Consider the following 12,189-nt stretch of genomic DNA (forward strand, 5'->3'; position numbering starts at 1 on the left):
ACCTTGTGATCGGCCATCAGGCGGAAACCTCCGAGTCGGTGGGGCGCTGGGGGGTCTGGTGGGCGAGCAGGTCCCAGGCGAGGAGGCCCGCGCCCAGGCATCCGGCGGTGTCCCCGAGGGCCGCCGGGACGATGGCGGGCAGCTTCTGGAACGTGACTCGCTCCTCCACCGCGGCCCGAAGTGGTGTGAACAAGGTTTCCCCGACCTCGGACGAGCCCACTCCGACCACTCCGGCCACTCCGGCCGCCCCGACCGCCCCGGCCGCCCCCGCCGTCGCGGCGATCGACGAGCCGGACTTCGCGGACCCGGCCGCGGGCCCGGGGCCCCAGGGCACCGAGGGCACGATGGCGGAGACCGGCGGCAACGGCGAGCGGCTGTGGCTGCTGGGCGCACTGGCCCTCGCCCTCGCCGCGACGGGCGCGGTGGCGAAGGCGGCGATGCGCGGCCGGCGCGAAGGCTAGGCCCGGAGGCTGGGCCCGGAGGTCCGGCCACCCTCCGTGGCCGGATCACCCCGTCTCGTATACGTACGTTTGAGCGTTTACGGGACGGGCTAGGTTCGCCCCATGGCATCTGTGCTCGTGGCATCGAACCGAGGACCCGTCTCGTACGTGCGGGGCGAGGGCGGAGAGCTCGACGCCCGCAGGGGCGGGGGCGGCCTGGTCTCCGGGCTGAGCGCCGTCTCCTCGCAGGACAGTCTCTGGGTCTGCGCCGCCCTGGGGGAGGGCGACCGGGAGGCGGTCCGGCGCGGGATCGGCGAGCCGGGCGTCCGGATGCTGGACATCGACCCCGAGGTGTACTCCGACGCCTACAACGGCATCGCGAACTCGGTGCTGTGGTTCCTGCACCACCACCTGTACGACATCCCGCGCGAGCCGGTCTTCGACGCGGCGTTCCGGCGCCGCTGGGAGTCGTACCGCGCGTACAACCGCGCGTTCGCCGAGGCGCTGGCCGCGGAGGCGGACGAGGGCGCCGCGGTGCTGGTCCAGGACTACCACCTGGCGCTGGTGCCCGGCATGCTCCGCGAGCTGCGCCCGGACCTGCTGATCAGCCACTTCACCCACACCCCGTGGGTGTCGTCCGCGTATCTGCGGATGGTGCCGGACGACATCGCGGCGGAGCTCCTGTGGGGCATGCTCGGCGCGGACGAACTCGGCTTCCACACCTGGGAATGGGCGTCGGCGTTCATCGAGTGCTGCTCGGCGCTCGACGACTCGACGGGTACGGCGCAGGGCGTGTGGCCGAGCGGAGACCCCTGGCACGGGGTCAGGTGGCGCCGGAACGACGTCGGGAAGGGCCGGACCCGGGTCCGCGCCCATCCGCTGGGCGTCGACGGGGACGAGCTGCGGGCGCTGGCCCACCGGCCGGTGGTGGACGAGGCCCTCGCCCGGCTCCGGGCCGAGGTGGGCGACCGCCGGACCATCGTCCGGGTGGACCGCACGGAGCTGTCGAAGAACATCCTGCGCGGCCTCCTCGCCTACCGGGAGCTGCTCACGACCCGCCCGGAGTGGCGGGGCCGGGTGGTGCACCTGGCCTCCGCGTACCCGTCCCGGCAGGACCTGGAGTCGTACCGCGCGTACACGGCCTCGGTGACGGAACTGGCGGAGGAGGTCAACGCGGAGTTCGGCACGGACGACTGGCGGCCGGTGATCGTCTCCGTGGAGGACGACTTCGTCCGCTCCCTGGCCGCGTACCGGCTCGCGGACGTCGCCCTGGTGAACCCGGTGCGCGACGGCATGAACCTGGTGGCGAAGGAGATACCGGTGGTGTCGGAGGCGGGCTGCGCCCTGGTCCTGTCGACGGGCGCCGGCGCCTACCGGGAACTGCGGCAGGACGCGCTCACGGTGAACCCGTACGACGTCTCGGAAACGGCCGAGGCCCTCCACACGGCCCTGTCGATGCCCCAGGAAGAACGCACAGCCCGCACGAAGCGCCTGGCGGCAGCGGCCACGGCCCTACCCCCCCAACGCTGGTTCCTGGACCAGCTGGACGCACTGCGGGAAGAACGCTAGGGACCCGATCTCCTCCGCCACCGCGCCCTGTCGGCGGTGGCGGAGTGGACCGCGACGGTCAGGCCCCCCGTACCGCCTCCGCCAGCGCTCCCAGGAACTCCACGACGCCCTGCGGGCCGGGTACGGACAGGTCTGCTCGGTCGGTCAGTTCCTGGACCTCCGTCGAGCCGCTGCACACGAGGAGGCCGGGGGTGCCGTCCGAGCGGAGTTTCTCCACGGCGGCGAAGGCCGGCAGGTCGCCCAGGTCGTCGCCCGCGTAGAGCACGGACCCGGCGTCCACCTCCCGCAGGTACTCCGCGAGCGCCACGCCCTTGTCCATGCCCGGGGGCCGCAGCTCCAGGACCATGCGGCCGGGCTCCAGGACCAGGCCGTGATGGGTGGCGAGGTCGCCCAGCGGCCCCTTGAGCGCCTCGAAGGCGCCTTCCGGGTCGAGTGCGCGGCGGGTGTGGACCGCGACCGCACGGCCCTTCTCCTCGATCCAGACGCCCGGCCACGCGCCGGCCCGGTCGAGGAAGCCGGGGAGCTCGGCCCGGACGGAGGCGACGCCGGGATGCGGGGCCGCCGCCCGGACCGTGCCGGTCACGGCGTCCCAGCGTTCGGCGCCGTAGTGGCCGAGGACGACAAGGTGTTCCAGGCCGGGGACGCCGGCGAAGCCGCCGTACCGGACGGCGACCCCGGCGGGGCGGCCGGTCACGACGGCGACGGAGGCGACCTCGGGGGCGAGGGCGGCGAGCGCCTCGACGGCGCCCGGGTGGGCCCGGGCCCGTTCGGGGTCGGGGACGATCTCGGCGAGCGTGCCGTCGAAGTCGAGGGCGACGACGGCCTTCGCGGGCCGCGCGAGCAGCGCCGCCAGACCGTCGCGGCCTGCGGACGTGGCCGGGTGCGGGAGGCTGACCATGCCCCGACCCTACCCAGCCGCGCGGCCCACGTCAGGGGCGGGAACGAGACGGTACGGACTCCGACGGCGTACGGGCCGCCTTCGAGGACGTACGGGGGGCCGGTTCCGACGGCGTACGGGCCGGCTCCGAGGCCGTACGGGGCCGGTTCCGACGGCGTACGGACCGTACGGGAGCGCCTCCAGCACCGTACGGGAGCGCCTCCAGCACCGTACGGGAGCGCCTCCAGCGCCGTACGGGACCGCCCGTGCCCGACCCGTACGCGCCCACGGCCCGCTATCTCCGCTTCCGCTGCTCCTCCCGCACCCGTCGCAGCCGGTTCACCGTCACCGGGTCGTGGGCGAGGGCCCGGGGGTCGTCCAGGAGGGCGTTGAGCAGCTGGTAGTAGCGGGTCGGGGAGAGGCCCAGGGTCTCGCGGACCGCGCGCTCCTTGGCGCCGGGACCGGGCCAGGAGCGGCGCTCCACGGCGAGGACGGCCCGCGCGCGCTCACCGAGCCCGCCCTCGTCGCCGCCGTCCGCCGCTTCCCGCTCCTCGGTCATGCGACCAACCTATTACCCGACGCTCCCCGGCACGGCGGCCGCCCGAGCGGGTTCCCGCACCCCGGCCGTGCCTACTCCGCGTTCTCCGCCGCCGTCGCCGCCCGGCCGATCGAGCCGAGGACGTCGGCGGGGGCCCCGGCGGGGGTGACCGCCTTGCCGATGTTCTGCTTGACGTTCTCGCTGACCTGGGCCCAGGACGTCTTGCCGACCGGCGGGAGCTGGCTCTCCGGGAGCGTCTTGAGGAAGACGCGCAGGTTGGCGTGCTCGGGCTCGGTCTCCATGCGGGTGGAGGCGGTGACGGTGACCGGCAGGAGGTCGTTGTCGCCGGCGAACTTCAGGACGTTCTCGTCGGTGAAGACGAAGTTGAGGAAGTCGCCGATCTCCTTGCGGTGACCGTTCTGCTTGAAGCCCATGATCCAGTCGGCGACGCCCATCGCGCTGTCGGCCGGGCCCTCGGCGCCCGGGAGCGGCACCTGCCCCACCTCGACGCCCTTCTTGGCGGCCTCCTTGAGGAGCGAGGGGTGGCCGTTGAGCATGCCGACCTCGCCGTTCGCGAAGGCGGCGAAGGCGGCCTTGCGGTTGAGCTTGCCGGGGGCGACCGGACCGGTGAGGCCCTTGCCGACCAGCTCGTTCTTGAGCCAGTCGAAGGTCTTGATGTTGGCGTCGGAGTCGACCGCGTAGTGGTCGGTGCCGTCGACCCAGCCACCGCCGCCGCTGAGCATCCACATCAGGGCCTCGGCCTGGGCCTCCTCGGGGCCGAGGGGCAGCGCGAAGGGGGTGCGGACACCGTCGTCCTTCAGCTTCCCGGCGGCCTCGGCGAGCTCGTCCCAGGTGGTGGGGGCCTTGGCGCCGGCCTTGTCGAAGAGGGCCTTGTTGTAGAACAGCGGCCGGGTGGAGGCGACGAACGGCAGCCCGTACTGGACCCGCTTGTGCTCCCCGGCGTCGACGAGCGGTGCGAGGAAGTTGGACTGGACGGGTATGGAGAGCAGCTCGTCGGCGGCGTAGAGCTGGTCGGCGGCGGCGTAGTCGGCGTACGCGCCGATCTGCGCGACGTCGGGGGCCTTGCCGGCCTTGACCATCTCGGCGACCTTGCGGTCGACGTCGTCCCAGGACTCGACCTGCACCTCGACCTTGATGCCGGGGTGCTCGGCCTCGAAGGCCGACACGAGGCCGGACCAGTACTTCTTGGTGCTGTCTCCGCCGTTGAGGTCGTAGTCGGCGGCGACCAGTCTGAGGGTCACGTCGCCGGAGTCGCCTCCGAGGGAGCCACAGCCGGAGACCGTGGCGGTCAGTCCGAGTGCGGCGACGGCCGCGGTCAGTCCAAGGAATCGTCGCCGCTCCACGGCTTCATCCACCTTTTGCTCGTCGTTGAGCTGCATCGAGCCGCACGTTTGCTCTGCGCAGGGCCGTAAGTCTCTCGCGTGCGCGGGTATGAGGTCTACACCACTCGGGTATCACTTCCGCAACACCGCCGGGACGATGGGCCCCATGACGGGACTCGAATTTGTATCCGTACGCAACAATCCTCGGCAGTGGACTAGACCTTTTGGGTCCCCGAGGGCCAAACTGTCACCCGTGAGACACGTCATCGCCCTGGATGTGGGCGGCACCGGCATGAAGGCCGCCCTCGTCGGGGCGGACGGCACCCTGCTCCACGAGGCCCGCCGCGCCACCGGGCGGGATCGCGGCCCCGAGGCCGTCGTCGAGACGATCCTCGGCTTCGCCGCGGAGCTCCGCGCGCTCGGCCAGGAGCGGTACGGCGAGCCCGCGGCGGCCGCCGGCGTCGCCGTCCCCGGCATCGTCGACGCGGAGAACGGCATCGCCGTCTACGCCGCCAACCTCGGCTGGCGCGACGTTCCCATGCGCGAACTCCTCAGCGCGCGGCTCGACGGCATCCCGGTCGCCCTCGGCCACGACGTCCGCACCGGCGGACTCGCCGAAGGCCGGATCGGCGCGGGCAACGGCGCCGACCGCTTCCTCTTCGTCCCGCTCGGCACCGGCATCGCCGGCGCCATCGGCATCGGCGACCGCATCGAGGCCGGCGCCCACGGCTACGCCGGCGAGATCGGCCACATCGTCGTCCGCCCCGGCGGCACCGTCTGCGGCTGCGGCCAGCGCGGCTGCCTGGAGCGGTACGCCTCCGCCTCCGCCGTCTCCCAGGCCTGGGCCGAGGCGAGCGGCGACCCGAAGGCCGACGCGGCCGACTGCGCCAAGGCCGTCGAGTCCGGCGACGCCGCCGCCCTCCGCGTCTGGCAGGACGCCGTCGACGCCCTCGCGGACGGCCTGGTGACCGCCCTCACCCTGCTGGACCCCCGCACGCTCATCATCGGTGGCGGTCTCGCCGAGGCCGGGGAAACCTTGTTCACACCACTTCGGGCCGCGGTGGAGGAGCGAGTCACGTTCCAGAAGCTGCCCGCCATCGTCCCGGCGGCCCTCGGGGACACCGCCGGATGCCTGGGCGCGGGCCTCCTCGCCTGGGACCTGCTCGCCCACCAGACCCCCCAGCGCCCCACCGACTCGGAGGTTTCCGCCTGATGGCCGATCACAAGGTTCTCGCCGGCGCACACGTCGTGCTGCCCACCGGAATCGTCGAGAACGGACGTGTGATCGTCGAGGGCGACCGCATCGTCGGAAGCGCGGCGCAGGACACCCCGGCCATCGACCTGACCGGGCACTGGCTCGTCCCCGGCTTCGTCGACATGCACAACCACGGCGGCGGCGGCGCGTCCTTCACCTCCGGCAGCGTCGACGAGGTCCTCAAGGGCGTCCACACCCACCGGCTGCACGGCACGACCACCGTCGTCGCCTCCTTCGTCACCGGCGAGATGGACTTCCTCACCCAGCGGGCCGGGCTCCTCTCCGAACTCGCCGAGCAGGGCGAACTCGCCGGCCTCCACTTCGAGGGCCCCTTCATCTCCCCCTGCCGCAAGGGCGCCCACGACGAGACGCTGCTCCGCTACCCCGACCCGGCCGAGGTCCGCAAGCTGATCGACGCCGCCCGCGGCCAGGCCAAGATGGTCACCCTCGCCACCGAGCTGCCCGGCGGCCTCGACTCCGTACGGCTGCTCGCCGAGCACGGCGTGATCGCCGCCATCGGCCACACCGACGCCAGCTACGAGCAGACCGTGCAGGCCATCGACGCCGGCGCCACCGTCGCCACCCACCTCTACAACGCGATGCCGGCCCTCGGCCACCGCGCGCCCGGTCCGATCGCCGCCCTCCTGGAGGACGAGCGGATCACCGTCGAACTCATCAACGACGGCACCCACCTCCACCCCGCCGCCCTGGAACTGGCCTTCCGCCACGCGGGCCCCGAGCGCGTCGCCCTCATCACCGACGCCATGGACGCCGCCGGCTTCGGCGACGGCCGCTACATGCTCGGCCCGCTGGAGGTCGAGGTGAAGGACAGCGTCGCCCGCCTCGTCGAGGGCGGCTCCATCGCCGGCTCCACCCTCACCCTGGACCGCGCCTTCAAGCGCGCCGTCACCGTCGACGGCCTCCCCGTCGAGTCGGTCGTCCAGGCCATCTCGGCCAACCCGGCCCACCTGCTCGGCGTGTACGACCGCGTCGGCTCCCTGGAGCCCGGCAAGGACGCCGACCTCGTGGTCCTGGACGCCTCGTTCGACCTCAAGGGCGTCTTGCGCAAGGGCGAGTGGATCGTCGAACCGAAGCACTGAGAACGCCTCTGATCAGGAGTCACGCGGAAGGGCGGTCGGCCGGGGGTCTGGGCCAACCGCCTTTCGTTTGGCATGATCAGTGCCCGTCGGAGCGCACGTTCCGCAGGACGTCAGACGGAGTACGGGGGTCGGTCAGGTGATTCTCACGGTCACCCTCAACACGGCGGTCGACCTGACCTACCGAGTCCCCGCGCTCACCCCGCACGCTTCCCACCGGGTCACCCAGGTCATCGAGCGGCCCGGCGGCAAGGGGCTCAACGTCGCCCGCGTCCTCGCCGCCCTCGGCCACGAGACCGTCGCGACCGGCTTCGCGGGCGGCGCCACCGGCGCGGTGCTCCGCGAGCAGCTGGCCGCGACCCCGGTCCGCGACGCACTCGTCGAGACCGAGGGCCCCACTCGCCGGACCGTCGCGATCGTCGACACCGCGACCGGCGACACCACCCAGCTCAACGAACCGGGCCCCACAGTCGGCGCGGCCGAGTGGACCGCCTTCCGCGCCCGATTCACGGAGCTCCTGGACGGCGCCGCGGCGGTCGCGCTCTGCGGCAGCCTCCCGCCGGGCATCCACGTGGGGGCGTACGCGGAACTCGTCCGCCTCGCCCGTACGGCCGGCGTCCCCGTCCTCCTCGACACCAGCGGCGAACCGCTGCGCCGCGGCATCGCCGCCCGCCCCGACCTCGTCAAGCCCAACGCCGACGAACTCGCCCAGCTCACCGGCGCCCGCGACCCGCTGCGCGCGACCCGCGAGGCCCGCGGCCGGGGTGCCCGCGCGGTCGTCTCCTCGCTCGGCCCCGAGGGCCTCCTGGCCGCGACCCCGGAGGGCCTGTGGCGCGCGGCCCCGCCGGTCTCGGTGAAGGGCAACCCGACGGGCGCGGGCGACTCGGCCGTGGCCGGCCTCCTGTCGGGCCTGGTGGACGGCACCCCCTGGCCCGACCGCCTGACCCGAGCGGTGGCCCTCTCGGCGGCGACGGTCCTCTCCCCGGTGGCCGGCGAATTCGACCGCCCGGCCTACGAGGAACTGCTGACCCGCGTGAAGGTCACCGAGGAACCGGTTCGCCCGTGACCCACGGCCGGCCCCGGATCGGCTAGGGCTTCGGCGGTCCCACCTCGAGCCAGTCGAGCAGCACGTCGCACTGGTTGCCCGTCTCGCACGAGATCTTGATCTCGTTGTCGCCCTTCTTGAGGTTGACCGGCGCCCAGGTGGTCTGCCAGTTCTTCTCCAGGTTCGTGTCCGTGGAGTGGATGAAGTTCTTCAGACCGAGCGGCGAGGTGTTCGGCTTGCCGTTCACCGTCAGGGTCGCGTTGGCGTCCACCGCGGGGATCGCGTACCGCACGGTGAGGGAGTAGGGCCCCTCCGTCGGCATCTTCGCCTTCCACGTCACGGAGGAGCCGACCTGGTTGAAGCCCACGACGTACGTGCCGTTCGAGCCCTCGGCGCCCTTGACGTCCGTGGCGAGACCCGCGCTGCCGCCCAGCTTCAGCGTCGCCGCGTCCTGCTTCGGCAGTTCCTCCGGGGTCTTGTCCGGGGTGGGGTCGCCGCTGGGCTCGTCGGAGGGGGTCGCCGGCGCCGTCGCGGTCGTGCCGCCCGTGTTCGCCTGGTCGCCCTTGTCGTCGTCCTTGCCCGCGTTCGTGATCACCGCGGCCGCGATGCCCACCACGACGACCGCGACGACCGCGACCGCGCCGATGAGGATGCCCCGGGTGTTGGGGCCGCGGCCGGAACCGCCGCCCTGGTGGTGCTGCGGCGGGGGGCCCTGCCGGGTCGGCGGGCCGCCGTACGTCTCGGGGGCGGCGTACTGCGCCTGCGGCTGACCGTAGGAGCCCTGCTGCTGCGGCGGCACGTAGGGCTGCGTGTGCTGCTGTCCGCCGTACTGGCGCTCGCCGACCGTTCTGACCTGGTTGTACGAGGTACGGGGCACACCGGGCTGGGGCGCGGCGGGGCCGGGGTAGCCGTAGCCGCCCCCACGCGGGGGCTGGGCGCCGGCTGCCTGACCGTCCTCGTACAGGTAGCCGAACGGGTCGTCGTTCTCGGGCTTGTTCGCGCCGTCGTTACCGGCAGCCATCCGGGTTCCTCTCCATGCTCGCCAGCCGTCGCCGACCGGCCGAGCCTACCCCGAACGGACGAGCCCCCGAAGCGGCCCCGGGCGTGCCAGGAGCCTCAGCCGGCGCGCCGGTGGACCTTGGCGCGGGAGCGTTTCTCCACGTACATCCGCTGGTCGGCGGAGTTCAGGACCTCTTCCACGGTCATCCCGCATTCGGCCCAGCCGATGCCGAAACTCGCGCCCACGCGGACCGCCCGCCCGTCCACCCTGATGGGCGGGATGATCGCGTTGCGGAGGCGTACGGCGAGGTCGGCGGCGTCGGCCGCGCCGAGCCCGTCGGCCAGGACGACGAACTCGTCGCCGCCGAGCCGGGCGACCGTGTCCCCGTCCCGGACACCGGTCGTGAGGCGCCGGGCGACCTCGATGAGGACCGCGTCACCGGTGTGGTGCCCGAACCGGTCGTTGATCGACTTGAAGCCGTCGAGGTCGCAGAAGAGGACGGCGAGACCCTTGGTGCCGTCGTCCATCTCACCCCCCGAGGGGGCCACCATGTGGACATGGTGGTCGTACGGGCCGGCCCCCGCCGGCTCGAAGCCGAAGCCGTGCTCGTGTTCGTGCTCGTACGGGGACTCGTAGGGCCCGGGTCCGCCGGGGTCCTGACCGGCGTCGTGCCCCGGGTAGGCGGCCACCCGGTCCGGCTCGTAGCCGCCGTCCCGCACCGAGTCGTACACCCCGGACGCGTACCCCCCGCCGTACCCCGCGGCCTGGTCGACCGACACGTGCGCCGCCGGGCGCTCGCACAGCCGGGCGGAGAGCCGCGAGCGCAGCTCGGCGCTGTTCGGGAGGCCGGTGAGGGCGTCGTGCGAGGCGCGGTGGGCCAGCTGGAGCTCGTGCCGCTTCCGCTCCTCGATGTCCTCGACGTGGGTGAGGAGGAAGCGCGGGCCGTCGGCCGCGTCGGCGACGACCGAGTTGCGGAGGGACACCCACACGTACGTGCCGTCGCGCCGCCCGAGCCGCAGCTCGGCCCGGCCGCCCTCGGCGGAGGTCCGCAGCAGCGTGCCTATGTCCTCGGGGTGGACGAGGTCGGCGAAGGAGTAGCGCCGCATCGCGGCTGCGGGCCGGCCGAGCAGCCGGCACAGGGCGTCGTTGGTCCGCAGGAGCCGGCCGTGCTGGTCGCCGCCCATCTCGGCGATGGCCATCCCGGAGGGGGCGTACTCGAAGGCCTGCCGGAAGGACTCCTCGCTGGCGCGGAGCGCCTGCTGCTCCCGCTCCAGGCGGACGAGGGCGCGCTGCATGTTGGAGCGGAGCCGGGCGTTGCTGATGGCGATCGCCGACTGGGAGGCGTACATCTGGAGCGCCTCCTGCCCCCAGGGGCCGGGGTGCCGGCCGTTGCGCGGGCGGTCGACGGTGACGGCGCGCTTGAAGGCGCGGTCCAGGGTGAGGGTGGAGCCGGCGATGGAGCCGCCCTCGACGAGGCGGGCGACGCTGTCCTTCACCGGTCGTGCGGGTGCCACTCGTCCTCGAAGCGGGGCGCGGGGCCGTCGGTGTGCCACTGGGGGACGTCGTCCTCCATCAGCACCCAGCCCTCGGTGTGCGGTATGAACCGCAGGTCGCCCCAGGCGCTCCCCATGGACAGGCGGCGGTCCCAGGAGGCGCGGGAGCCGACCCGGCCGGTGATCAGGGCCTCGGCGGCGGAGCTTCCGGCGAAGGCGGCGACGACGAGGTCACCGTCGGGGCGTACGAGGTTGACGCAGGCAAGCTCGTAGTTGAGACCGGCGACCACACCGTCGGCGACGGTCTGCAGGGTGTCCGCCAGGCTGCGCGCAGTGTTGAGGTCCGCCACGACCTGATGCAGCTGCCGCAGGGTCGAGAGACGGACGTACGGCTCCGACTCGGTCTCCATCGCTCGCTCTCCCCGAGACCTCGACAGCAACTCCAGGGTTCTCATCGGCTTCGTGGTGCACATTTACCGTTCGTACTGCACTGTCACTGCCACTGAATCACAGCGAGCTGCGCACCCGGTACACAGGGTCAGCAAATACTGGTCGCTGTGACTCAAGTCACAGCAGGTCATGGCGGGTGCGCGGCGGGTTCCGCGGGGACCGGCCGGAGGGTCCTAGGACCGGCGGGGGTGGCGGCCTGGTCCCCCGGCCCGATGCGGTTCCCGAACAGCCGGGACTAGCGTGCGAGTGTGCTGCAGAAGACTCCCGCCTCGCCCCCCGTGTCCGACCTGGCCATCCCTCATGCTGAGGGGGTGAGCAACGACGACTTCCGGGCGGCGATGTCCCGCCTCGCGGCCGGCGTGGTCCTGGTGACCGCGCACGACCCCGACGACGGCCCGCGCGGCGAGGACGTCGGCATGACCGCCACCGCCTTCGTGTCGGTCTCCCTCGACCCGCCCCTGGTCCTGGTCAGTCTGCGCAACGGCTCCCGCATGGACGACCTCCTCACCGACGTGCCGGTCTGGGCGGTGTCGATCCTCGGCGAGGACCAGCGGCACATCGCCGGGCGCTTCGCCATGAAGAACCGCGTCAGCGACCGGCTCCTCTTCGCCGACCTGCCGTACGAGCGCGGCGGGGAGAGCGGCGCCCCGCTCATGGGCGGCGCGCTGGCCACCCTGGAGTGCCGTACGGAGAGCCGGGTCGTGGCCGGCGACCACACGCTGGTGGTGGGCCGGGTCCTGACGGTCGCCGCGGAGCCCGCCGCGCACCCGGTACACAGGGTCAGCAAATACTGGTCGCTGTGATTCAGTGGCAGTGACAGTGCAGTACGAACGGTAAATGTGCACCACGAAGCCGATGAGAACCCTGGAGTTGCTGTCGAGGTCTCGGGGAGAGCGAGCGATGGAGACCGAGTCGGAGCCGCTGCGCACCCGGTACACAGGGTCAGCAAATACTGGTCGCTGTGATTCAGTGGCAGTGACAGTGCAGTACGAACGGTAAATGTGCACCACGAAGCCGATGAGAACCCTGGAGTTGCTGTCGAGGTCTCGGGGAGAGCGAGCGATGGAGACCGAGTCGGAGCC

The 12,189-nt window shown here is 72.8% G+C and carries 10 protein-coding genes and 2 pseudogenes; 6 read left to right on the top strand and 6 right to left on the bottom strand.

What is annotated here, in order from left to right; translation table 11 throughout:
* Positions 1-16 precede the first annotated feature (16 nt).
* A pseudogene (locus EAO70_RS12675) lies at positions 17-217 on the bottom strand (ROK family protein); the annotation flags it as partial.
* On the opposite strand from EAO70_RS12675, the gene EAO70_RS12680 reads away from it, so the two are divergent.
* Together EAO70_RS12680 and EAO70_RS12685 are read left to right on the top strand one after the other, a co-directional pair.
* Entirely contained in the window at positions 186-461 is a 276-nt protein-coding gene (locus EAO70_RS12680; RefSeq protein WP_148003112.1) for a hypothetical protein, read from the top strand. The pseudogene EAO70_RS12675 and the gene EAO70_RS12680 sit on opposite strands and share 32 nt — an antisense overlap.
* A 102-nt stretch (positions 462-563) precedes the next feature.
* On the top strand, positions 564-2,009 hold the full coding sequence (locus tag EAO70_RS12685) for a trehalose-6-phosphate synthase (protein WP_148003113.1): 1,446 nt from the start codon (positions 564-566) through the stop codon (positions 2,007-2,009).
* A 58-nt stretch (positions 2,010-2,067) separates the two neighbouring features.
* On the opposite strand, the gene otsB is transcribed toward EAO70_RS12685, so the two are convergent.
* From otsB to EAO70_RS12700, 3 genes are all read right to left on the bottom strand, one after another.
* Positions 2,068-2,907: a trehalose-phosphatase gene (gene otsB, locus EAO70_RS12690; protein WP_148003114.1), complete on the bottom strand. Its 840-nt coding sequence runs from the start codon at positions 2,905-2,907 to the stop codon at positions 2,068-2,070.
* A gap of 274 nt (positions 2,908-3,181) precedes the next feature.
* Positions 3,182-3,445, bottom strand: coding sequence for a DUF3263 domain-containing protein (locus EAO70_RS12695; RefSeq protein ID WP_148003115.1), 264 nt, complete (start codon positions 3,443-3,445; stop codon positions 3,182-3,184).
* 71 nt (positions 3,446-3,516) lie between these two features.
* Entirely contained in the window at positions 3,517-4,824 is a 1,308-nt protein-coding gene (locus EAO70_RS12700) for an ABC transporter substrate-binding protein (RefSeq protein WP_148003116.1), read from the bottom strand.
* Between the two features lie 196 nt (positions 4,825-5,020).
* Between EAO70_RS12700 and EAO70_RS12705 the strand changes: the two genes are divergently transcribed.
* From EAO70_RS12705 to EAO70_RS12715, 3 genes are all read left to right on the top strand, one after another.
* Positions 5,021-5,980 carry an ROK family protein gene (locus tag EAO70_RS12705; protein WP_148003117.1) on the top strand — a complete coding sequence of 320 codons (960 nt, stop codon included), beginning with the start codon at positions 5,021-5,023 and terminating at the stop codon, positions 5,978-5,980.
* Positions 5,980-7,122, top strand: a complete 1,143-nt coding sequence (gene nagA, locus EAO70_RS12710; protein WP_148003118.1) for an N-acetylglucosamine-6-phosphate deacetylase — start codon at positions 5,980-5,982, stop codon at positions 7,120-7,122. Before EAO70_RS12705 ends, nagA begins: the two co-directional genes overlap by 1 nt.
* Positions 7,123-7,258: 136 nt before the next feature.
* Positions 7,259-8,185, top strand: coding sequence for a 1-phosphofructokinase family hexose kinase (locus tag EAO70_RS12715; RefSeq protein ID WP_148003119.1), 927 nt, complete (start codon positions 7,259-7,261; stop codon positions 8,183-8,185).
* Between the two features lie 22 nt (positions 8,186-8,207).
* Here the strand turns inward: EAO70_RS12715 and EAO70_RS12720 are convergent, their stop codons facing one another.
* Together EAO70_RS12720 and cdgB are read right to left on the bottom strand one after the other, a co-directional pair.
* Entirely contained in the window at positions 8,208-9,185 is a 978-nt protein-coding gene (locus EAO70_RS12720; protein ID WP_148003120.1) for a CBM35 domain-containing protein, read from the bottom strand.
* A 95-nt stretch (positions 9,186-9,280) separates the two neighbouring features.
* Positions 9,281-11,067, bottom strand: a pseudogene (cdgB, locus tag EAO70_RS12725) (diguanylate cyclase CdgB).
* Between the two features lie 288 nt (positions 11,068-11,355).
* Here cdgB and EAO70_RS12730 point away from each other — a divergent pair.
* Entirely contained in the window at positions 11,356-11,910 is a 555-nt protein-coding gene (locus EAO70_RS12730; protein WP_148003121.1) for a flavin reductase family protein, read from the top strand.
* Positions 11,911-12,189: the final 279 nt, after the last annotated feature.

This window comes from Streptomyces sp. adm13(2018), assembly GCF_008042145.1.
In the GTDB taxonomy this organism is placed as follows: Bacteria; Actinomycetota; Actinomycetes; order Streptomycetales; family Streptomycetaceae; genus Streptomyces.